This window comes from Leclercia sp. CFBP8987 (genome assembly GCF_034044995.2).
GTDB classification, from domain to species: Bacteria; Pseudomonadota; Gammaproteobacteria; order Enterobacterales; family Enterobacteriaceae; genus Enterobacter; species Enterobacter tamurae.
In genome coordinates, this window is record NZ_CM188255.1 from 2,157,506 (window position 1) to 2,179,088 (window position 21,583).

General features: G+C 54.7%; 20 protein-coding genes. 13 read left to right on the top strand and 7 right to left on the bottom strand.

Annotated elements, in window-relative coordinates; genetic code table 11:
* Positions 1–74 precede the first annotated feature (74 nt).
* From ynfL to bioD, 3 genes are all read left to right on the top strand, one after another.
* Complete coding sequence (ynfL, locus tag SOM40_RS10450; RefSeq protein ID WP_106993777.1) at positions 75–974, top strand: multidrug efflux transcriptional activator YnfL/SxtR(Kp); 900 nt, start codon at positions 75–77, stop codon at positions 972–974.
* A gap of 127 nt (positions 975–1,101) precedes the next feature.
* Positions 1,102–2,322 (top strand): sugar metabolism global transcriptional regulator Mlc, encoded by a 1,221-nt coding sequence (gene mlc / locus SOM40_RS10455; RefSeq protein ID WP_320456907.1) that lies wholly within the window; start codon positions 1,102–1,104, stop codon positions 2,320–2,322.
* A 125-nt stretch (positions 2,323–2,447) separates the two neighbouring features.
* A complete protein-coding gene (bioD, locus tag SOM40_RS10460) occupies positions 2,448–3,143 on the top strand; it encodes a dethiobiotin synthase (protein WP_106993778.1) in 696 nt (231 codons plus the stop codon).
* On the opposite strand, the gene clcB is transcribed toward bioD, so the two are convergent.
* From clcB to SOM40_RS10495, 7 genes are all read right to left on the bottom strand, one after another.
* The gene (clcB, locus tag SOM40_RS10465) at positions 3,078–4,388 is read right to left on the bottom strand and encodes a voltage-gated ClC-type chloride channel ClcB (RefSeq protein WP_106993779.1); all 1,311 of its coding nucleotides are present in this window, start codon (positions 4,386–4,388) and stop codon (positions 3,078–3,080) included. The two genes, bioD and clcB, sit on opposite strands and share 66 nt — an antisense overlap.
* A gap of 91 nt (positions 4,389–4,479) precedes the next feature.
* On the bottom strand, positions 4,480–5,628 hold the full coding sequence (gene osmV, locus SOM40_RS10470) for an osmoprotectant ABC transporter ATP-binding protein OsmV (RefSeq protein WP_166182337.1): 1,149 nt from the start codon (positions 5,626–5,628) through the stop codon (positions 4,480–4,482).
* Complete coding sequence (gene osmW / locus SOM40_RS10475) at positions 5,628–6,275, bottom strand: osmoprotectant ABC transporter permease OsmW (protein ID WP_106993781.1); 648 nt, start codon at positions 6,273–6,275, stop codon at positions 5,628–5,630. The genes osmV and osmW overlap by 1 nt, the downstream gene beginning before the upstream one ends.
* Positions 6,276–6,284: 9 nt before the next feature.
* The gene (gene osmX, locus SOM40_RS10480) at positions 6,285–7,184 is read right to left on the bottom strand and encodes a glycine betaine ABC transporter substrate-binding protein (protein ID WP_225758911.1); all 900 of its coding nucleotides are present in this window, start codon (positions 7,182–7,184) and stop codon (positions 6,285–6,287) included.
* An 18-nt stretch (positions 7,185–7,202) separates the two neighbouring features.
* The gene (gene osmY, locus SOM40_RS10485) at positions 7,203–7,913 is read right to left on the bottom strand and encodes an osmoprotectant ABC transporter permease OsmY (protein ID WP_106993783.1); all 711 of its coding nucleotides are present in this window, start codon (positions 7,911–7,913) and stop codon (positions 7,203–7,205) included.
* Positions 7,914–8,171: 258 nt separating this feature from the next.
* A complete protein-coding gene (locus tag SOM40_RS10490) occupies positions 8,172–8,915 on the bottom strand; it encodes a YoaK family protein (RefSeq protein WP_166182338.1) in 744 nt (247 codons plus the stop codon).
* 170 nt (positions 8,916–9,085) lie between these two features.
* A complete protein-coding gene (locus SOM40_RS10495) occupies positions 9,086–9,709 on the bottom strand; it encodes a glutathione S-transferase family protein (protein ID WP_320456906.1) in 624 nt (207 codons plus the stop codon).
* On the opposite strand from SOM40_RS10495, the gene SOM40_RS10500 reads away from it, so the two are divergent.
* From SOM40_RS10500 to pgaD, 10 genes are all read left to right on the top strand, one after another.
* A complete protein-coding gene (locus tag SOM40_RS10500) occupies positions 9,708–10,388 on the top strand; it encodes a histidine phosphatase family protein (RefSeq protein ID WP_320456905.1) in 681 nt (226 codons plus the stop codon). The genes SOM40_RS10495 and SOM40_RS10500 overlap by 2 nt on opposite strands.
* 97 nt (positions 10,389–10,485) lie before the next feature.
* Complete coding sequence (locus SOM40_RS10505; RefSeq protein WP_320456904.1) at positions 10,486–11,196, top strand: YnfC family lipoprotein; 711 nt, start codon at positions 10,486–10,488, stop codon at positions 11,194–11,196.
* Positions 11,197–11,207: 11 nt separating this feature from the next.
* A complete protein-coding gene (locus tag SOM40_RS10510) occupies positions 11,208–11,507 on the top strand; it encodes a putative quinol monooxygenase (RefSeq protein ID WP_106993787.1) in 300 nt (99 codons plus the stop codon).
* 186 nt (positions 11,508–11,693) lie between these two features.
* Positions 11,694–12,308 (top strand): hypothetical protein, encoded by a 615-nt coding sequence (locus SOM40_RS10515; RefSeq protein ID WP_320456903.1) that lies wholly within the window; start codon positions 11,694–11,696, stop codon positions 12,306–12,308.
* 434 nt (positions 12,309–12,742) lie between these two features.
* Complete coding sequence (locus tag SOM40_RS10520; RefSeq protein ID WP_320456902.1) at positions 12,743–13,495, top strand: Slam-dependent surface lipoprotein; 753 nt, start codon at positions 12,743–12,745, stop codon at positions 13,493–13,495.
* Positions 13,496–13,547: 52 nt separating this feature from the next.
* Entirely contained in the window at positions 13,548–14,963 is a 1,416-nt protein-coding gene (locus SOM40_RS10525) for a surface lipoprotein assembly modifier (RefSeq protein ID WP_320456901.1), read from the top strand.
* A 323-nt stretch (positions 14,964–15,286) separates the two neighbouring features.
* Entirely contained in the window at positions 15,287–17,752 is a 2,466-nt protein-coding gene (gene pgaA / locus SOM40_RS10530) for a poly-beta-1,6 N-acetyl-D-glucosamine export porin PgaA (protein ID WP_414672269.1), read from the top strand.
* Between the two features lie 9 nt (positions 17,753–17,761).
* Positions 17,762–19,777, top strand: coding sequence for a poly-beta-1,6-N-acetyl-D-glucosamine N-deacetylase PgaB (gene pgaB / locus SOM40_RS10535; protein ID WP_320456899.1), 2,016 nt, complete (start codon positions 17,762–17,764; stop codon positions 19,775–19,777).
* A complete protein-coding gene (gene pgaC / locus SOM40_RS10540; protein WP_312996396.1) occupies positions 19,774–21,108 on the top strand; it encodes a poly-beta-1,6-N-acetyl-D-glucosamine synthase in 1,335 nt (444 codons plus the stop codon). The genes pgaB and pgaC overlap by 4 nt, the downstream gene beginning before the upstream one ends.
* A complete protein-coding gene (gene pgaD, locus SOM40_RS10545) occupies positions 21,105–21,542 on the top strand; it encodes a poly-beta-1,6-N-acetyl-D-glucosamine biosynthesis protein PgaD (RefSeq protein ID WP_166182345.1) in 438 nt (145 codons plus the stop codon). Before pgaC ends, pgaD begins: the two co-directional genes overlap by 4 nt.
* The last annotated feature ends 41 nt before the right edge of the window (positions 21,543–21,583 follow it).

The window sequence follows — 21,583 nt, forward strand, 5'->3', positions numbered from 1 at the left end:
CCACAGGGATCAGGGTAGGAAAATGTAAATATTCTGTCTAATATATTAATAATCTCAAATGATACGTTAAAGATATGAATATCGAACTGCGTCATCTGCGCTACTTTGTCGCCGTCGCTGAGGAGCTGCATTTTGGGCGCGCCGCGGCGCGGCTGAATATCTCCCAACCGCCGCTGAGCCAGCAGATCCAGGCCCTGGAGCAGCAGGTGGGAGCCCGTCTGCTGGCCCGCACCAACCGCAGCGTGGGGCTGACGGCGGCAGGGCGCCAGTTTCTGGCCGACAGCCGCCAGATCCTGATTCAGGTGGACGAGGCGGCCGCCCGGGCAGAACGCCTGCATCATGGCGAAACCGGGGAGTTACGCCTCGGGTTTACCTCGTCTGCGCCCTTTATCCGCGCCATTTCGCACACCCTGTCGACCTTTCGCCGCCTCTCACCGGATGTGCATATCCAGACCCGGGAGATTAACACCCGGGAGCAGATCGTCCCGCTCAGCGAAGGTTCGCTGGATCTCGGCCTGATGCGCAATACCCAGCTGCCGGATACCCTGGCGTGGCAGCGGGTGCTGCGCGAGCCGCTGCTGGTGATGATCCACCGGGATCACCCTCTGGCGGCCAAACCGGCCATTTCTCTTGCCGAGCTGGCTAACGAGCCGTTTGTCTTTTTTGATCCGCGTGTTGGCACCGGCCTGTATGACGACATCCTGGGGCTGTTGCGCCGCTACGGTGTTACCCCGGTCATCACCCAGGAGGTGGGTGAGGCGATGACCATTATCGGCCTGGTGGCGGCCGGGCTGGGGGTGTCGATCCTGCCAGCCTCGTTTAAACGCCTGCAGCTGAATGAAATGCGCTGGGTAGCGATAGCCGAACCGGATGCGGTGTCAGAGATGTGGCTGGTATGGTCGAAGCATCATGAGCTCAGCGCTGCGGCACAACGTTTCAAAAAACTGTTGATTCAGGCCTCGTCGGGCGGTTAAGCCGCAAAAAAAGCGGGTAAAAATGTGCTGTAAATCACAAGGCTAAGTAAAAATTTGACGATCACTGTAGAAGTGCTTCACCATAGCCCACAGTTTATTTCGAAGCTCGAAAATAAGGGAGTACGTGGTGGTTGCTGATAGTCAGCCTGGGCATATCGATCAGATTAAGCAGACCAATGCGGGTGCAGTATATCGCCTGATTGATCAGCTTGGGCCGGTCTCGCGCATCGATCTTTCCCGCCTTGCGCAACTGGCACCTGCCAGTATCACCAAGATTGTACGAGAAATGCTCGAAGCGCATCTGGTGCAGGAGACCGAAATTCAGGAGCCGGGCAGCCGTGGCCGTCCGGCGGTAGGGCTGGTGGTGGAAACCGAAGCTTGGCACTACCTCTCGTTGCGCATCAGCCGGGGCGAAATCTACCTGGCGCTGCGCGATCTCAGCAGCAAGCTGGTGGTGGAAGAGCAACTCCCGCTGGCGCTGAAAGCTGAGCTGCCGCTTGAGGTACGGATCACCGCGCTTATCGATCAATTCTTTATACATCACCAGCAGAAGCTGGAGCGTCTGACCGCCATCGCCATCACCATGCCGGGCATTATTGATACCGAAAATGGTATTGTCCACCGGATGCCGTTCTACGACGACGTCAAAGAGATGCCGCTGGGAGAGGTGCTGAAAAACCACACCGGCGTGCCGGTCTATATTCAGCATGACATCAGCGCCTGGACCATGGCCGAGGCATTGTTCGGCGCTTCACGCGGGGCGCGGGACGTGATTCAGGTGGTGATTGACCACAACGTGGGAGCCGGGGTGATCACCGATGGCCGTCTGCTACACGCCGGGAGCAGCAGCCTGGTGGAGATTGGCCATACCCAGGTTGATCCCTACGGCAAACGCTGTTACTGCGGTAACCACGGCTGCCTGGAGACCATAGCCAGCGTGGATAGCGTGATGGAACTGGCCCAACTCCGGCTCGGCCAGTCGATGAGTTCTACGCTGCATGGCCAACCCCTGACCGTGGCGTCGCTGTGTGCGGCCGCCCAGCAGGGGGATCTGCTGGCCAAAGATATCATTACCGGCGTGGGCACCAACGTCGGACGCATCATTGCCATCATGGTTAACCTCTTTAACCCGCAAAAGATCCTGATCGGTTCGCCCCTGAGCCAGGCGGCAGACGTCCTCTTCCCGGCGATCGCCGACTCCATCCGCCAGCAGTCCCTGCCGGCCTACAGTAAACATATCGTGGTGGAGAGCACCCAGTTTACCAATCAGGGGACGATGGCCGGTGCGGCGCTGGTGAAAGATGCGATGTACAACGGGTCCCTGCTGATCCGTCTCCTGCAGGGTTAACAGATTCCTGTAGTCTTACCAAAAATTGCGCTATCTCAAACTGGGCGGATAGCGCATGCCTTAGACTTCCCCCACTGAATTATTTCCTAGATTTATATTTCCAAAGCATAACGGTGGAGTGAGTGATGCTTAAGCGTTTCTTTGTAACGGGTACTGATACTTCTGTCGGTAAGACGGTGGTGTCCCGCGCCTTACTGCAAGCCCTGATGGCTAGCGGGAAGCGCGTAGCAGGGTACAAACCGGTAGCAAAAGGGAGTAAAGAGACGCCAGAGGGATTGCGCAATAAAGATGCGCTGGTGTTACAAAGCGTCTCCTCGCTTGAACTGCCTTATCACGCAGTGAACCCCATTGCGCTCAGCGAAGATGAGAGCAGCGTGGCGCACAGCGGGCTGGTTAATTACACCCTGTTATCAAACGGGCTTGCCAGCCTGAGCGAGCAGGTCGATCACGTGGTGGTAGAAGGGACCGGCGGCTGGCGCAGCCTGATGAATGATTTGCGTCCGTTATCAGAGTGGGTAGTGCAGGAGCAACTCCCGGTCCTGATGGTGGTGGGCATTCAGGAAGGCTGTATTAACCACGCCCTGTTGACGGCACAGGCGATTGCCAATGATGGCCTGCCGCTGGTGGGCTGGGTGGCAAACCGCATTAATCCGGGCCTGGCCCACTATGCTGAAATCATTGAGGTGCTGAGTAAAAAGCTGCCGGGTCCGCTGGTGGGCGAGCTGCCGTATCTGCCCCGCGCTGAGCAGCGCGAGCTAGCGCACTACATCGACCTCTCGACTCTCAGCAGTGTGTCGCCCGTAGATCGAGTCGTGGCGTAACGTCCGCGACAGGACTGACGCCACCACGCAGGCAATCAGCAAGCCGGGTAGAAGCAGATACTGCCCGGTCATTTCACAGACCATCAGCGCCGACATGATTGGCGCGTGCGTCGTCGCAGCGAGCAGCGTCGCCATCCCCGCCAGTCCGAGTAAAATCGCGGTTTCAGACCCGGGTATCCACAGCATAAAAAGTTGCGCAAACAGCATCCCGGTCGCCATGCCGACAAACAGCGTGGGCGTAAATACCCCGCCCGGTGCCCCCGAGCCGCTGCTGGCGAGTACGGCCAGCAGCTTGCAAATGAATACCCCGGCAATCACCGACAGCAGCGGCGGCGCGAGCAGAAACCCCTGCACCACGCTGTAGCCATTGCCCCACACCTTTGGCGTCAGCAGCGAGAGCAGACCGACGATCAGCCCACCCAGCGCCAGCTGCCACGGCGGCGAGAGCCGCAGGCGCAGAAACAGGGAGTGACTGAAATCCATTAACCACATCAGCGCCGGGCCGCAGATGCCGGCCAGCAGGCCCATGCCGACCATCAGGGCGTAATCCACCCCGGTGAGCGTTTGGCTGAAATGTACTTCATACAGCGTGCTGGCGTCGGGGCTGAGCAGGCGAGTGGTGAGCAGGGCGACCACGGCGGCAATCACCACCGGGCCGAGCGAGGCCAGCATCAGGGTACCGAATAAGATCTCGGCAATAAACAGGCTCCCGGCTAAGGGGGCGTGGTAGGCGCTGGCCATCCCGGCGGCGGCCCCGCAGGCGATCCACAGTTTCCATTCTGATTTCGGCGTAAAGCGCCGGGCAAAAAAGGAGGCGGCGAGGGCGGCCAGCAGGATCATCGCTCCTTCGCGCCCAATGGCGCTACCGCTGGCGACCACCAGTAATGATGCCAGAGATTTCACCAGGCTGGCACCGTAGTCAAACTGCCCGTCGCCCGTCTCCAGGGCTTCCATATAGTCGGTAGGCGCATGCGGACGCTGCGCCGTCATGCGCTGCCATCCCCATAGCAACAGCCCGGCCGCCAGCCCGCCCAGCGCGGGGGTGAGTGCACGGCGCCAGGGCGAAAGCGCGCTGGCGGCATTCACCAGGCTGCCGCTCTCATTACTGAGAAACAGCCACTCCAGCAAATACATGGCGTGACGAAACAGCGCCACGGCCAGCGCTGCCAGCACGCCGGTGACGGTGGCAATCAGCAGCCTGCGAAACATCGCGCGGATGTCAGGGTAAGCATGGAGTCGATGCATGGGTTACGCGTAAACAGGGAAGATACAATATTGTGAGGGGAAATCGGGGGGTTAGCAACGTAAAGAGCCGGGCAGAGCCCGGCTGACAGGATTAGCTTTCGCTATAAATATTCAGCGCCCGGCGCGTGCGGCCAGAGCTGAGGTATTCCGCAATATAGTCCTGGGAAATCTCGCCGTTATAGCGCCCGTCCTCATCGACAATCGGCATCCAGCTGGTGTTGCTCTCGTACAGACGCGACAGCACCACGCGCAGGTTGTCTTCCGCCTTGCCGGTCATGCGGAACGGGTGGATCAGATCGGCGCAGGTGCCGTTGGCATGACGCGCTTCGCGGCGCTTCACAAAGCCCAGCGGCTTGCCGTTTTCGTCCACCACGGTGACCGCGCGGATGTCGTTGTCATCCATGATAGCGAAGGCTTCAGGCAGCGGCGTCGCCGGGCGCACGGTCAGGGTCGGCTGCTGATCGGTCACATCTCCCGCCGAGACCAGCAGCAGGCGCTTCAGGGTACGGTCCTGGCCGACAAACGAGCCGACAAACTCATTCGCCGGTTTTGCCAGCAGTTCGTCCGGGCTGGCGCACTGGACAATTTTCCCCTGGCGGAAGACGGCGATACGGTCGCCGAGCTTCAGCGCTTCGTCGATGTCGTGGCTCACCAGCATCACGGTCTTTTTCAGCTTGCGCTGCATCTCGAGGAACTGGTTCTGGATCACCTCGCGGTTGATCGGGTCGACCGCACCGAAGGGCTCATCCATCAGCAGTACCGGAGGATCCGCCGCCAGAGCGCGGATCACGCCGATACGCTGCTGCTGACCACCGGACATCTCGCGCGGATAGCGGTTGAGGAATTTATGCGGGTCCATCGCCACCATATCCATCAGCTCTTCGGCGCGGGTTTTACACCGGGCTTTGTCCCAGCCCAGCATTCGCGGCACCACGGTGATGTTCTCTTCGATGGTCATGTTCGGGAAAAGACCAATCTGCTGGATCACGTAGCCGATGTTGCGGCGCAGTGTGACGGTATCCATGTCGCTGGTATCCTGACCGTTGATCAGGATCTTGCCGCTGCTCGGGGTAATCAGGCGGTTAATCATCTTCAGGGTGGTGGTCTTGCCGCAGCCGGACGGGCCTAGCAACACACACATTTCCCCTTCTGGCACGTTCAGGTTGACGTTGTCCACGGCCTTAAAGGTCTGGCCCTGTTTCTGTGAAAATTGTTTGGTGAGGTTTTCCAGTTTTATCATTATCGAATCCCCTTTGGAGTCAGAACGATCTGCAGACGGTGCAGTAACCAGTCGAGCACAATCGCTAAAAGACAAATCATCAGTGCACCGGCAATCAGCATACGAATATCGCTTCCGCCAATGCCGTTAAGCAGCAGCAGGCCCAGCCCGCCCGCGCCAATGACGGCGGCAATCGCCATCACGCCGATGTTCATCACCACGGCGGTACGGATCCCGCCAAAAATCACCGGCAGCGCCATAGGGATCTCTACCCAGCGCAGACGTTGCCAGAAGGTCATGCCGATCCCGCGACCCGCTTCGCGCAGACCTGGCGGCAGGCTGTCGAGCGCGGTGTGGGTGTTACGCACAATCGGCAGCAGCGAGTAGAGGAATACCGCCGTAATGGCGGGCAGGGCGCCAATACCCTGACCGATCATGGAAAAGAGCGGGATCATCAGGCCGAACAGAGCAATCGACGGGATGGTCAGCACGATGGTGGCAATCCCCAGCACCGGGGTCGCCAGCCATTTGTGACGCACAATCAGAATGCCCAGCGGCACGCCAATGATGATGGCCAGGCCCACGGCCAGCGCCACCAGCCACAGATGCTGCAGCGTCAGGCTTAACAGATAGCCCCAGTTATCAATAATGTAGTGAACCGTATCCATAGCGCCTCCTTACAGCAGCTGCTTGCTACGCAGGAAATCACGGGCGACCTGCTGCGGTGACTGATGATCGATATCCACCTTCTTGTTGAGCTCGGTGATAACGTCGTTATTGAGCTGGGCGGAGAGTGTGTTCAGCGCCTCCTCCAGACCCGGATTGGCTTCCAGCGTGTCCTTACGCACCACCGGGGTCACCGCATAGCTCGGGAAGAAGCCTTTATCATCTTCCAGTACCTTCAGGTCGAAGCCCTTCACGCGCCCGTCGGTGGTGTAGATCAGCCCGGCGTCAACGAAGCCGTCGCGCACCGCGTTATAGACCAGACCGGGGTCCATCTGGCGGATCTGCGGGCGATCCAGCTCCAGGTTATAGGCGGCCTGCAGCGGCTTCATGCCGTCGCTGCGCCCGGAAAACTCGAGGTCCAGACCCAGCATCCAGTTGTTGTCCGGGTCGGTTTTACGCACCTGCTCGACCTTAGCGACCAGCTCCGACATGGTGTTGATATTTTCCGCTTCGGCGCGCTTACGCTGCATGGCAAAGGCGTAGGTGTTGTTCATGTCCGCGGGGTTGAGCCACACCAGACCATGTTTGGCATCAAGACGTTTCACCGTCTCGTAAGACTCCTGCGGGGACATGCGTTTGTTGATGTGGTTAAAGATGATCAGCGACGTACCGGTGTACTCCCAGGTCATGTCGATCTGCTTGTTGATCATCGCATTGCGGGAAATCACCGTCGCAATGTTGGTCTGGGGCTGCACCTGGAATCCTTTCTTTTGCAGGTACTGCACGGTCATGGCCGAGAGAATATGCTGCTCGGTAAAGCTCTTGGTCGCCAGAATCAGCGGTGCGGCGAGCGCCTGGCTGGAGAAGAGCGCGGCGGCGCACAGCGCCGTCAGGCCGGTAAACAGTCTCATAGAAGCTCCTTGTTATAATTATCGCGCGAGATGCGGGCTCATCAGACGACCCAGCGCCGCCAGCAGCGTATCCAGAATCAGGGCGAACAGGGCGGTGGCCGCCGCGCCCAGGATCAGGGTCGGGAAGTCGTTCAGGTAAATACCCGGGAAAATCAGCTCGCCGTAGCTGCTGGCGCCAATCAGGAAGGCCAGCGGGGCCGTACCGACGTTAATCGCGGTAGCGATGCGGATCCCGGAGAGCATCACCGGCCAGGCATTAGGAATTTCGACCTGGCGTAGACGCTGCCATTTGGTCATCCCGATCCCGTTCGCCGCTTCCAGTAACGACCCAGGCACCGAGCACAGCCCGGCATAGGTGTTACGCACAATCGGCAGCAGCGAGGCCAGGAACAGGGCGATGATCGCCGGGGTATCGCCAATGCCAAGCACCACCATCGCCAGAGCCAGAACGGCCAGCGGCGGCAGGGTGTTACCGACGTTAAAGATCTGCATCACGTATTCGGCGATACCTCGCGCAGCCGGACGGCTCAGCAAAATACCGCTGGGGATACCAACCAGCAGGGCGAAGAACATGGACGAGAAGACTAAAATCAGATGCTGTTGCCCGAGATAGACCAGGTCAACCTGGCGCGCTTTGATCGTCTCGAGCCCAATTCCCCAGACGAGGAGGGCGACGACCACAATAATCGCGCCGACAAAAAGCAGCGAACGTTTGAATAATGGATGCATTGCGATGTGTCTCCCTGTGCGCATGCGTTATAGCAACCACCGGTTGCCTGTTGTTATGCCATGAATCGGCAGGGGTAATTGAGCTATAGCAAGCGTTTGGGAAGGGTTCCAGCGAAGCGGTAAAATCTGTAACCCTATGAAAGTGAGGGAAACTCGCGGTTAAGCCTTATGGGATAAGGCCTGGTCAGGGGCAGACAGAATAGTCTTAAAGATAAATTCATTAAGTGACACCGTCACTTAATGAATGGGCGGCGTCCGTTATTTGCTAAACGCAGCGCGGACTTTTCGCACCCGTAGCGAGGTATTAATGATGGAGAAGGTGGCCACGAAAACCAGCATCAGCCCCAGCGCCAGCATCGCATGAAAGTCAAACCACCTGAACAGTATCAGCCCCGCGATACCCCCGGTGATAAAGGAGAAAAGGGTGGTGAGATGGGTTTTAAGCTGGCTTCTCTGAGCTGCCGTATCTTTGGAATAATCCCGGCGTAGCATCGCCACCACCACGGAGGCCAGCGAAATGCCTGCATCGGTTAAGGTGCCGGTAATGTGGGTGGATCTTACCCGACCGCCGGAAAGCTGGGTGGAGGTTGAATTATGGATCCCCATCAGGCCACAGAGGAAAACAATAATTTCCCGATTGGTGGTGAAGGTATGGAAAAACATCTCATACAGTGAGACGCCAGCCAGTAATAATCCTTCAATAAACAGAACCTGACAAAAAATGAGCCGCACATTATGCATGATGCCCCATAAAACAATAATCCGCGCAATGATTGCGCCCGTCACAAACGACAGAATAATGGTGGCAAAGAAGATAATATCGTTCAGATCCGTCGAGGAGACTTCGCTGGAAAATTGTGAGGTGTTGCCGGTCATATGGGAAGGAAAAAAACCGAAGGCCCCCAGCGCAATGGCATTCAGTAATCCTGCGGAGGTAGCCAGCCAGAGGGCAAGCCGACGATCCTCCTGATGCGTTCGTTCTTTCTTGAGTTTTATCAGCAAAGAATACCTCCGGTTTGAGCTTTGCCTGAATAATCAGGCTAGCAAAGACAATTCGCGGGTTGTCCAGGATAGCGCTTAATTATTACGGCACCGGAGGCCTGTGTGGATTTAGTAATTAATTAAAATAACCCTGCTAAGAAAGCGATTATTAAGCATCGGGCGGGCTATGTTCACAGCATGCCATTATTTCCGTGGCGTAAAAAAGCCTCGCGCTGGTTTAAGCGTTCAAACCATGCCTCAATGGCGCGAACCTGCGGCTTTTCAAACGGGGTCATCTTCCAGCGGTTCACCGACAGCCCCAGCACCACGTCGGCAAGGGTAAAGGTCTCGCCCGCTACCCACGCCCAGGTGTGTTGCAGCTGCTGCTCAAGGATCATGATGTGGTGGTTCCACTCCTTAATTCCCGCCGCAATCCGCGCGGGATCGTTAAACTCCGGGTTTTTGCGCCCCAGCGCCGGGAAGACGTAGCGCCAGGCGTTATTGAATTCCGTTGCCTGCCAGTCCATCCAGCGCTCTATATTGGCGCAGGCCTGCGGATCTGCGGAGAGCAGGTCATCGCGTCCGGTTTTGCGTACCAGATAGCGGCAAATGGCATTGGATTCCCACAGCACAAAGTCGCCGTCGATCAGCACCGGCACCATGGCGTTCGGATTCAGCTTACGGAAGGCGTCGGTTTCCGTCGAGGCAAAGCCGCTGCCGTAATCTTCCTGCAGATAGTCCAGACCGGCTTCTTCGCAGGTCCAGAGCACTTTGCGCACGTTGATGGAGGTGGTTTTGCCGAGGATTTTTAGCATGGTGCAGGCATCCTTTTTAAGAGTGTTTAAGAGCAGGTCAACCCTAAATAGGGTAGTAGTTCCTTCTGCCTTTATCGCGTTAGTCTGTTTACGACAAAAGGACCACAACAAGAAGCACGGTATGGAAATTATTTTGATGCGTCATGGAAGGCCTGCTTTTACAGGTGCTTCAAGAGTAATAAGCCTGGAGATGGCAGAGTGGATTTCACACTATAATCTCTCAGATACGGGCAGCGATCTGCCCCCGCAATCCAGTCAGGCGTTAGCATCCAGCGCGTTGCAGATCCTGAGCAGCCCACTTCCCAGAGCGATTTCCTCCCTGCACGCATTAGGGCGTACACCGGATCGCATTGATGACGTCTTCAGAGAAGCTGACCTGCCCGCATTCCATATACCCGGTATTAGGTTAGCCCCCACTTTATGGGCGTCGGTTTTCCGTATTATGTGGCTGTGTGGCATCTCCCCTCATGTTGAGCCCCTGGCGACAGCTAAACAACGCGCCGTTCAGGCTGCGGATATCCTCGTAACATGTGCAAAAGCATCAAACGGCCCTGTGCTGCTTATGGGGCATGGGGTGATGAATCGGCTGATTGCGAGGGTACTTAAATTGTCAGGCTGGAAGGAGGTTCGTCGACAGGGTAGAGGTTACTGGAACGCAGGAATCTACCGCTTAGACTAAGTGAAGATGTTGATTTTTCGCGGCTATTTGCAAAGAATTTGGTAACGTGAGTCTCCTGTCACCTTAGCGTGCAATCGGATTAATAAAGGAATGGTTAATGAAAGCAAGGGCGCTTTTCAGTCTCTGTTTTTTGGCAATGTCATCTCATGCCGCTGCCTATACGCAGTTCAAACCTGCGGTCTTAAATGCTGCGCTTTTGTTCCAGCATGATGCAACAACCGGCAACGTAAAACATAGCCTTCAGTGGGTCCGGGACGTTGAGGGTAAACTGCAGGTTATGACAGAAGTGAGATATGACCCCAGCGGGTGCTTTACCCATATCAATATGATCGACAGGGCCACTCCCCGGGAATTCCATCTGGTAAACAAGGATGGCGTACTGAGCTCATTCAAAGGTGAGCATATTACTGGAAAAATCAATAAACGCTGCGAAATTACCGAGCTTGAGAATAAAAAGGGCAAATTTTTGCTCAGCTATAATGTGCGCGGGTTGCTTGAAACGATGGTTGATAAAAGTACGGGGGAGGTTGTAGAACGATATGAATATCAACATAGCCAGTTCCCTGTACGGGTAAGAAACTACAAAGAGCGACTGGACAAGCGGATCTATTACCCATCCGGAAGTGCGCAATTTATTGATTCAGAAATAGTGTCAAAAGGAGAGGAGCGCACTGTCCGGGTGAAGCAGAGCTGTGCTTACACCCCAGATGGCAATGCAGATAAATGCTCACTGATAACCTCCACTGATGACGACTACCGCGGTTCTTTCTTCCTGTGGATTTCTAATCACGAAACAGAGTACTTCTGAGTTTATTAAACATGTTAAAAGTTATCGCCGAAGATTTTATCAAACCCGAGTTCGTCGACGTCGTTCTCCCTTTGTACCGCGAACTCATCGCGGCGACGAAGAAAGAACCCCTGTGTATTGCTTATGATTTGTACCGGGATGAAAAAGATCCAGGGCATTTTATTTTCATTGAAGAGTGGCCCGACCGCGCAGCACTCGATGCGCATTGTGCCAGCGAGCATTTCACTCGGCTTGTTCCTTTAATTGATCAATATGCGCGTAAAGCGGCGCAGTATATCCTGATGGATGGTCGGGTGGAGCCGGAGCGATAGCGTCGCCGTGCCAAACGCGAGGAAATTGACAAAAAATAGGCAAGTAATATTGTTAAAAGAAAATAATGACCGCAGTTTGTTGGCGCATTCACAATTAACCTGATGAGAATTTTCCCGTTAAGTTGCAAAGCAAACTTTGTGGATGTAAATTACAATCTTAAATTCATTGCAATTATCAGAGGGAAAATGAAAATTCGCCTGCAATACCCCTTATATTTAGTAGTTTTATCTTCTTCACTTATGTCTGTATCAGCAAATGCAATTCCTCCTGTTAAGGCCGTAGACGTCAAATCATTTGACATTGGTGGTGTTAAAACGGGAATGAGCATTGAAGAAGCGCAAGCTGCAATGCAGAAAAACTTTGGTATAAAGCCTGCTCAAATAAGGGCATCAAAGTCGATGGAAAGTCAGACTCCAAGTATCGTTACAGGGAGTCAGCAGATTATGCACCTGGTATACGAAGATAATGGAACCCGTATGCAGGTGAATTTCGAACCCCGAGTTCCTTATAACAAATCTAATCCGATGGCTGTTTCGCAGGTCCTCTATGAAATACCTTGGACGAAAGAAAATGAAAACAATATGGTCGAGGCTGCCTTGAATAAGTACGGGCCGGTATCAACTGGTGGTGTATTTCCTGTTTGGTGTGAAAAACCAATGCCTACTTCAGGAATGGGCTGTGAGAGCGGTACGGCAAGCCTTTCTATGGGAAACACGAAAATTGAGCTGATTGATCCTGCATGGCAGAATGCCGTCATAAATTACATGGATCAACAAAAAAAGACTAAGCCTATGTTGTAAAAAATGAATCCGGATTCATTGTAAATTTGTTTTAGTGAGTTACTGGATCCGGATTTATTAAGCCACGAACCAAACATTCTTAAGTCCTTTTGGTATCTGAACATCGCCTTGCCTGTCGTTATGAATTTTCTGATGCAGACTGCAGTCCGCACGCCCTAAGTGACATTATTTGTCATGATCAAGAGAGAGGATGAATAAGGGCGCATAATAAAAAGCGCGTGCAAAAAGCGCTAATTAATCGACTTAACTCAAATTAACGCTGATTAACCGATCCGTAGGCGCAACGTTGTATTAACGGCGGCTAAGATTAATCTTAGAATTACCGGGAATAAGAACTATTCATTAGAGATGCTGAATGTTTTGACGTAAATTTATTCGTAAAAAATTTTGTTACAAATCCTACGAATTTATTCACAACCAAGGACGTTTAGCGTATGGGGATCTTAAAACCTGGTTTATTACTGACTGCTTTTGTGCTGACTGCATGTGGCGGTGGCGGCGGCGGCGGCGGTGGTGGCGGCGGCGGTAGCGACAGCACGCCCCCGGTAACTACTGCGCCTGTGCAAACGGATAACGGCAATCCGGCTACCACACCGGAAACCCCTGCCGCGGCACCGGCCAGTCTGTCCACCGGTGGTACCATTTCTGGTTGGACCTACACCACCCCGGAGGGTCGTGAATACGTTATGCGCGGCACCGGGATCTCTGCGGGCCTGACGCAAACCCAACGGCTCACCCGTGACGACCATTCCCCGGTCTCCTCAACGTCATGGTGCTGCGGTCGCATGAGTTACACCACGTTTGGTACCTGGACACAGTATGAAAAAGGTCAGCATGAGGTCTTCTACACCGGGGATGCCACGCTGGCGGCTAACGTGCCAACCCAGGGAACGGCGACCTATGTGGGTTACGGTATGCGTGAAAATATCCTGAGCGATGCCAGCTTTAACATTGATTTCGCGGCGAAAACCATCAACGGTACCATTGCCGGAAATGAAGTCTTTGGTAGCGAAGTGGCGATGCAGGGCAACATTGCCAACGGTGGTTTCACCGGTAGTGCGCAATCCGGCGAGCAGGCGGGGACCTTCACCGGTCATTTCAATGGCCCCACGGCTGAAGAGTTAGGCGGTCTGGCGCAGTTTGCAGACACGACTAAAAACGCATCCTTTGGCGCGACACGTCAATAAATCGTTTTCCGGTCAGCCTGGCTGACCGGACCTTCAGATGGTAAGCCTTTCTATGAATATTTTGCGTACTGGCGCACTGAGTTTGCTGTGCCCGCTCAGCGTTGCGTTTGCTGCGCCGCCGGAAACCGACTCGATTCCTGCTGCTCCCCACTTTGAACGACTGACCACGCCGGACAAGCGCACCGTGCCTGGCGAAAAGACGCTGCATGTTACCAATGCTCAACTGGCGGAACAGCCAGAGCTGGCGATGGCGCTGCTTGATCAGGCCATTCGTGAAGAAAAGTGGCCGATGGTTCGTGCCATTTTATCTGTCTATGCGGCGTCACCCAATCCGGATTCTACCCTGATTCATTTTGCAAAAGCCGGTCTGGCGCGCAGTAAGGGACATTATGCAGAGGCGATTGAACACTATCGCGCTATTCTGAGCAGTCATCCTGACTTTGCTGCGGTGCGTCTGGATTTAGCGCGTGCCATGTTTGAAAATCGTCAGTTTGACGCCGCTGATTATCAATTTCGTCGTGTATTACAAAGCAATCCGCCTGAGAATATTCAGCAGGTCATTGCACAATATCTTGAGCGCATTCAGAAAGGCAGCGCATTAACGGGTTCATTCAGCGTGAGTTATCTGAATGACAGCAATGTGAATAATGCTTCATCAGGTAAAACCATTCGGGTTGGCGATCGCCTGTTTATTCGTAATAAGGATAGTTTCCCTCAGCGCGGAGAAGGTTTCTGGTTCAATGGCGCATTACAAAAAGATGTTCAACTCTACGATCAGCATGGCTTGCGATTCCTTGGTACGGTAAACGGTAAGAGTTACTGGAATAATCATGATTTTGATGATATTACCACCCGTGCTTATGCCGGATATCAATGGCGTAATTTCCGCCAACAGTTTGCCCTGTTGCCTTTTTATGAAAAAAGATGGTATGGCACCGAGGCGTACTCTTCTGGCCCTGGTGTCCGCGCCGAATACAGTTATTTACTTACGCCCACCTGGCAGGTGAGTCAGGCGCTGGAATATCAGAAACTGGATTATGATGATGAAGATTATCGATTCTTGCGCGGACAAAATCGTTACTCTTCCACAACCCTGTCCCATGCCTTCAGTAACCGGGTGTCAGGATTTGCCGGCTTCGATCTGCTCGATCAGCAGACCTTCACTCGCAGTGAATCTAACCATCGGGTAGGTTTGCGCAGCGGGGTGCAGGTTGATATGCCCTGGCAACTCTCCTTTGCCGCCACCACGGCCATTGCCAGACGCAATTACCAGGCCGACAGTGATATCTTCTCGACACGACGGAAAGATAACGAACAGATCTATAACCTCTCGCTCTGGCATCGCGACCTTTATTTCTTTGGGGTTATGCCGAAACTGAATTTCACCTATAAACGGGTCGATAGCAATATCGATTTCTATGATTATCGACAGAGGAATGTCACGCTTTCTCTGGATAAGAATTTTTAGCAGACGTTGGCCAGCACTTTTTACTGAGTATGCAGAAAAAGTCTAATACGAAAGGGTGAAATTAACATGAAAAGCACGCTCCGGCGTGTTTTTTTATTTTATGGGTTGGTAAAAGGTAAATATGGCTGCTAACTTTTGGAGCGGTGCCCCGGTGTTGTGTGATAATACGTAGCCCTTGCCTTGATAATGAGAAATACGGAAAAAGCATGATATTTTAAATTCATCTGCGCTTTTTTGTTGCTTGCTTAGTTATTAAATTTTCGTCATCTTCTAGTCATGAATAAATGAAAAGCTCACGTTAAAACAGAGAAAAAGGGTTAGCTATGTTCAGAGTTTTCTGCTCCTCTTGCGTCATTAAACCCTTGCGTTCAGGACGATACTTATTAATGGTGAGTATGTTATTCCCGACATGGGTATATGCCGAAACCTCTACCTACGACGAACTTATTATTCAGGCGCGGGATGGCGACCGCCAGCCTTTATTGCAATACCTTGCCGTTCGCGAAAAGCAGACCCAGTTAACGGCGGGAGAGATTGCTGACTGGCTTCAGGTTTCCTCATGGGCCAATAATGACGTTGAGACGCTGGCGGTATGGGATCGTTATCGCCAAAGCATGGACATCCCTGCCAGAGGGCAAATCGCTGCCGCCCGCGCGCTGCGTAACCAAAAGCAGTGGAATGCCTCGCTGGCCGTCTGGGAAACCGTTCTGCAAACTGAGCCCGGCAATAGCGATGCCCGCACAGGCTGGATAATGACGCTCGCAGATGCTCATCGCAACGAGCAGGCCATCACCGAAGCCCAACGCTGGGCAGACGAGGAGCCGGGGCCAGAGAGAGAGGCCCTGCTGGCTTATGTTTATCATGCTCAGGGGAAAAACTGGGATTCAGTACTGGCGGCCAGCCAAATCGATACCGATTCAGACCACAACAAAAACGTGGTGCCCACGCTGCTGGCTGCCATGTCGGCCAACCGCATTGCCGGCCCCGCGCTGACCCTTTCAGAGCGTTACCCGCAGCCTGATGCCATTACACGTCAACTTGAACTGGATGCGGCGGCGCAAACCGTCCGCGCTGCGTTCACGCCCACCCGCAATGAAGATGAACGATTCCTGGTGGCTGATAAAGCCCTGGCTCGCTATGACGCGCTGATTGCCGCGTGGGAACAACAGCCCGAGGCGCAAGGTGATGTGCGACGCGCCAGAATTGACCGACTGGGGGCGCTGGTGATCCGTAAACGCATGGATGAGACGATAGCCGAATTTGAATCGCTCGAGGCGAGCGGAACGCCGGTTCCTGACTACGCCAGAAGATGGGTCGCTTCTGCCTATCTTGCGCAGAAGCAGCCGGACAAAGCCGAGTCGCTGCTTGAAAGCATCTATTTTCCGCGCGGCTCGACCCTGGCATCACAGCCGATGACCATGGACGATCAACAGGAACTGCTGTTTGCCCGTCTCGATAACAACCATTTCGACGAAGCGGAGCAGCAACTGGATGCCTACACCAGAGAGACTCCTTATCTGCAAAAGGTCTATGGCTCTCCCACGCCGCAGCCCAATGACAACTGGCTGCTGGCCAGAACCTTACGAACCGAATACCTGGTGGCCGTCAATAATTTGCCTGCAGCCGAGACGCATGCGGAGCAGTTGGCGCGTACAGGATCGGGTAACCAGGCACTGCGTATTGCCTATGCGTCAGTGCTGCTGGCGAGAGGATTACCTCGTGCCGCAGAGCGCGAACTTAAGCTTGCCGAAGTCCTGGAACCCAGCAACCTGGCGCTGGAAAGGCAACAAGCATGGACGGCCATGGAGCTTCAGGAGTGGCAGCAGGCCGACGAACTGACGAAGGATGTGGTCACCCGCAGCCCGGATGACGCCGCCACGTTGCAGCTTGAACGACTGATGGAGGTGCATAACAAAGCTGAACTGCGGATAGCCGGGTCTCAGGGCATCTCATCCGACAGTCCGGTCAGTGGCAAAAATGATTTTACTCTCAACGCGGCGCTTTATAGCCCACCCATTAACCAAAACTGGCGACTGTTTACCGGCTACAACTTTGCCCGTGGCGATTTTGAGGAGGGGAAGGGAATAAGTCGGGACCTGCTGGCGGGCGCGGAATGGACGTCAAGGGATAGCTGGGCCGAAATGGAGGTCTCCGGGCGCAACGATGGCAGCGATCAGAAAATCGGCGGACGCCTCTCTGGCTGGTACGATTTCAGCGACAGCTGGCGGGTCGGGGGCTCGGCGGAGCGGCTATCACGTAACACCCCGCTGCGTGCCCTGCGCAATGGGGTAAACGCCAACGGTGGCGATCTGTGGTTGCGCTGGTATCAGAACGAACGACGCGAATATCAACTTTCACTTTCCGGCGCCCATTTCACCGACGGCAACGATCGACTGGAATATGGCATCAGCGGTAAAGAACGCCTCTGGACGCTGCCACGTTTTACGCTGGATTTTATCCCCGGCATCGGCGGCAGCCATAACAGCAAAGAAAATGTGCCTTATTACAACCCCAAACGTGATGTTTCGGCGGTAGCAGGGCTGCGCGCCGAACATGTGCTGTACCGCCATTACGAGACGGTCTGGAAGCAGCAGTTTGAGGCGGGGGCGGGCGGTTACTGGCAAAAGGGGTACAGCGCTGGGGCCATCAATCAGTTAGGTTACGGGCAACGTATTCAATGGAATAACGTAGTGGATGCCGGGGTGACACTTACCTGGGATAAGCGTCCTTACGACGGTAAGCGGGAGCGCAATATTGCCCTCGCATTTGATCTGAATGTCAGGTTTTAAGGGCGATTGATGATGAAACGATGGCTTCTCGCCGCGAGGGTAATAGTTGGGTGGATGATGATGAGCATGTGTGCACTGGCCGCGGCACCGCGTTATCTTCCTCCCGCCGAGCGGCCGGCGCTGTATGCGGATCAGCGCTGGCCCACAAACAGCTTTCTGGTGCTGGGCTGGCATGACGTGGAGGACGGTGCCGCCGATCAGCGTTATCTGTCCGTGCGCACCAGCGCTCTGAACGACCAGTTTGCCTGGTTGCATGATAATGGCTACCACCCGATTAGCGTGCAGCAGGTGCTGGATGCCCATGCCGGGAAAATCACCTTGCCTGAAAAGGCGGTGATGCTGACCTTTGATGATGGATACAGTAGCTTCTCAACGCGCGTTCTGCCGCTGCTTCGGTTGTTCAAATGGCCTGCTCTGTGGGCGCCTGTCGGCAGTTGGGTGGATGCACCGGAACATTCGCTGGTGGATTTTGGCGGACTAAAAACGCCGCGGGAAAAATTTGCCACCTGGAAGATGGTACGCGAGGCCAGCGAGTCGGGGCTCGTGGAAGTGGGGGCGCACACCTGGGCCTCCCATTACGGCCATCAGGCCAATCCGCAAGGCAGTAAGGAACCCGCAGCCGCTAACCGTTTTTACGATAAAACCAGCGGACAGTACGAAACGGATGCGCAGTTTGAAAAGCGGATGAGTGCCGACCTGTCTCGCATTACGGGCAAAATCGAAGAGGTCACCGGGAAAGCACCGCGAGCCTGGGTCTGGCCTTACGGGGCGGCGAGCGGGACCACACTGAAGATCGCGCATCAGCAGGGCTACCAGATGGCTTTCACCCTGAACCAGGGGCTGGCGAATGCCTCAAATCTGGAAGATGTTCCCCGGGTGCTGATTTCCAATAACCCTTCGCTGCGTAGCTTCGCCAGCCAGATAGCTCAGGTCAGGGAACCTGAAACCATGCGGGTTATGCATGTCGATCTCGACTATGTGTACGACAAAAACCCGACTCAGCAGCGCAAAAATATCGATCTGCTCATTCAGCGGGTTTTCGATATGAAGATAACCCATGTCTTTTTACAGGCTTATGCCGATCCGAAAGGGGACGGCAACGTCAATGCGCTCTATTTCCGCAGTCGCTGGCTACCTATGCGGGCGGATCTGTTCAACTTCGTTTCCTGGCAGTTGCAGACCCGTGCCGGGGTGAAGGTTTACGCCTGGATGCCGGTCCTGGCGTTTGGGTTAGACCCCTCTGTGCCACGCGTGGCGGCGTGGTCGTCAGACACCGGACGAAGTGCGCCAGATAATCGCCAGTACTTGCGCTTATCACCCTGGAATGCGGTTGCCCGGCAGAGAATCAACGACATCTACGAGGACCTGGCGCGGCACGCCAACTTCAGCGGCATTCTGTTCCATGATGACGCTTTTTTGACCGACTTTGAGGATGCCTCCCCGGATGCGCTCAAAGCCTATCGTTCAGCAGGCTTCCCGGACGACCTTGCGCAGATCCGCGCCAACCCGCAACTGCTGGCGCGCTGGACGCGCTTTAAAAGTCGCGCCCTGATTGATTTTACCCGACAGCTCACGCAAACCGTGCGTGCGGTGCGCGGTCCACAGATCAAAACCGCCCGCAACATTTACGCCATGCCGATACTGGATCCGCAGAGCGAAACCTGGTTTGCGCAAAACCTGAATGATTTTCTCGGCACCTACGACTGGACAGCCCCGATGGCGATGCCGCTGATGGAAAATGTCCCGGTCAACGATGCCAATGCCTGGCTGGACAGACTCGTCGGGCAGGTAGCCCGTTTCCCGGGCGCGCTGGATAAAACGGTTTTTGAACTTCAGGCCCGCGACTGGCGTAAGGGGGCAGGGCAGGACAACATTAGCGGTGAAATGCTTAACGGGTGGATGCGGCAGCTCAAGATGAGCGGTGCCAGAAACTATGGCTACTACCCGGACGATTTCATTAACGATCAACCCCGGATGGCAGAGATCCGTTCTGCTTTTTCCTCCTACTGGTATCCGCAAAAATGACCGATCGCCTCATCGCCTTCCTGATCCTTTGCCTGATGTTCAGTTTTCCGCTCGGCGTGGCGGTGATTTTTACCGGTGAAGTGATCCTTGATTTCGTCTTTTTCTGGCCGCTGTTTATGTCGGCCCTCTGGATTAGCGGTGGACTTTACTTCTGGTTTCACCGCGAGCGCCACTGGCCATGGGGGCCGGGCACACCGCCACCTGTACTCGAAGGCAATCCGCTGATTTCCATTCTTGTGCCGTGCTTTAACGAAGGGTTGAATGCCCGTGAGACTATCGAAGCGGCGCTGGCGCAACGTTATGAAAATATAGAAGTGATTGCTATCAATGACGGTTCTATCGACAGCACCGCGGCCGTGCTGGACAAGCTGGCGAGTGAATATTCGCGGCTGCGGGTGATACACCTGGCGGAAAATCAGGGTAAAGCGGTAGCCCTGCAGGCGGGTGCTGCGGCGGCACGCAGTGATTTTCTGGTGTGTATTGATGGTGATGCGCTGCTGGATAAGGATGCGGCAGTGTATATGGTCGCCCCGCTGCTCAATTACCCTCGCGTGGGGGCGGTGACCGGTAATCCGCGTATCCGTACGCGTTCAACGCTGGTGGGGCGAGTCCAGGTGGGGGAGTTTTCATCTATCATCGGCCTTATCAAGCGTACCCAGCGCGTCTATGGTCAGGTCTTTACCGTTTCCGGTGTCATTGCCGCTTATCGCCGTCGCGCCCTGGCAGAGGTGGGATACTGGAGCCCGGATATGATCACGGAAGATATTGATATCAGTTGGAAGTTACAGCTGCGCCACTGGTCAATTTTCTTCGAACCTCGTGCGCTGTGTTGGATTTTGATGCCCGAGACGCTAAAAGGGCTTTGGAAGCAGCGTCTGCGCTGGGCACAGGGGGGCGCGGAGGTATTTATTGTCAATATGCGTCGCTTGTGGAGCTGGGAGTACCGACGCATGTGGCCTCTGTTTATTGAGTTTTGTATGTCAACCGCATGGGCCTTTGCCTATGCCGTCAGCATTCTGTTGTTCCTCTTCGGGCTGCTTATTCCGATGCCCGATTCTTTATATGTTCAACACCTTTTCCCACCGGCTTTTACTGGCCTGATGCTGGGCGTGGTCTGTCTGTTGCAGTTCATGGTCAGTCTGATTATTGAAAGACGCTACGAGAAAGGTATTGCGGCGTCTCTGTTCTGGATTATCTGGTTTCCGGTGGTGTACTGGATGTTGAGCCTGTTCACTACGCTTGTGGCTTTCCCGAAAGTCATGCTGCGCCGCAAACGCAGCAGAGCTCGTTGGGTGAGTCCCGATCGCGGTATTGGGAGATTAAAACCATGATCCAACCTTTAATTTTTACTGAACAACGGCTGTTTCCACGCGCGCTGGATGCCCTGTTAACGATCGTGGCCTGGCTGGGGTTTAGCTGGCTGATTTACAATGGTCTGATAACCGCAATTGAACATGATCCTTTTATAGGGACCAGGCCGTTCTACACCACGCTCAGTACGCTGAGTATCTACCTGCTGGTGGCCTGTCTTATCAGTCTGGCGCTGATCGGCTGGGCAAAATACAACCAGCTGCGCTTTCGTATTGAACGGCGTAAGCGTCGGCCAGAACTTGAGCGCCATGAAGTTGCGGCAAGTTTCAATATCACCCCCGAACTGGCGCTAATGATGAGTCAGGCCAAGATCTTTACCCTCGCCCATTACGAGACGGGGGCAATTGACCGTGTGTGGATGGCAAAAATCCTCGCTGACGTGCAGCGCGAGTAACGAAAAACCTGCCGGTAATGCTGAATGTTTGCTGGCAGGTT

Excerpts from the sequence above, each read along its gene's own strand:
- bioD (WP_106993778.1), top strand. The coding sequence starts at position 2,448 with ATGCTTAAGCGTTTCTTTGTAACGGGTACTGATACTTCTGTCGGTAAG.
- osmX (WP_225758911.1), bottom strand. The coding sequence starts at position 7,184 with ATGAGACTGTTTACCGGCCTGACGGCGCTGTGCGCCGCCGCGCTCTTC.
- SOM40_RS10525 (WP_320456901.1), top strand. The coding sequence starts at position 13,548 with ATGAATATTTTGCGTACTGGCGCACTGAGTTTGCTGTGCCCGCTCAGC.
- SOM40_RS10505 (WP_320456904.1), top strand. The coding sequence starts at position 10,486 with ATGAAAGCAAGGGCGCTTTTCAGTCTCTGTTTTTTGGCAATGTCATCT.
- SOM40_RS10510 (WP_106993787.1), top strand. The coding sequence starts at position 11,208 with ATGTTAAAAGTTATCGCCGAAGATTTTATCAAACCCGAGTTCGTCGAC.
- pgaB (WP_320456899.1), top strand. The coding sequence starts at position 17,762 with ATGATGAAACGATGGCTTCTCGCCGCGAGGGTAATAGTTGGGTGGATG.
- SOM40_RS10500 (WP_320456905.1), top strand. The coding sequence starts at position 9,708 with ATGGTGCAGGCATCCTTTTTAAGAGTGTTTAAGAGCAGGTCAACCCTA.
- pgaC (WP_312996396.1), top strand. The coding sequence starts at position 19,774 with ATGACCGATCGCCTCATCGCCTTCCTGATCCTTTGCCTGATGTTCAGT.
- SOM40_RS10515 (WP_320456903.1), top strand. The coding sequence starts at position 11,694 with ATGAAAATTCGCCTGCAATACCCCTTATATTTAGTAGTTTTATCTTCT.
- pgaD (WP_166182345.1), top strand. The coding sequence starts at position 21,105 with ATGATCCAACCTTTAATTTTTACTGAACAACGGCTGTTTCCACGCGCG.
- SOM40_RS10495 (WP_320456906.1), bottom strand. The coding sequence starts at position 9,709 with ATGCTAAAAATCCTCGGCAAAACCACCTCCATCAACGTGCGCAAAGTG.
- osmY (WP_106993783.1), bottom strand. The coding sequence starts at position 7,913 with ATGCATCCATTATTCAAACGTTCGCTGCTTTTTGTCGGCGCGATTATT.
- ynfL (WP_106993777.1), top strand. The coding sequence starts at position 75 with ATGAATATCGAACTGCGTCATCTGCGCTACTTTGTCGCCGTCGCTGAG.
- clcB (WP_106993779.1), bottom strand. The coding sequence starts at position 4,388 with ATGCATCGACTCCATGCTTACCCTGACATCCGCGCGATGTTTCGCAGG.
- SOM40_RS10520 (WP_320456902.1), top strand. The coding sequence starts at position 12,743 with ATGGGGATCTTAAAACCTGGTTTATTACTGACTGCTTTTGTGCTGACT.
- osmV (WP_166182337.1), bottom strand. The coding sequence starts at position 5,628 with ATGATAAAACTGGAAAACCTCACCAAACAATTTTCACAGAAACAGGGC.
- osmW (WP_106993781.1), bottom strand. The coding sequence starts at position 6,275 with ATGGATACGGTTCACTACATTATTGATAACTGGGGCTATCTGTTAAGC.
- pgaA (WP_414672269.1), top strand. The coding sequence starts at position 15,287 with ATGTTCAGAGTTTTCTGCTCCTCTTGCGTCATTAAACCCTTGCGTTCA.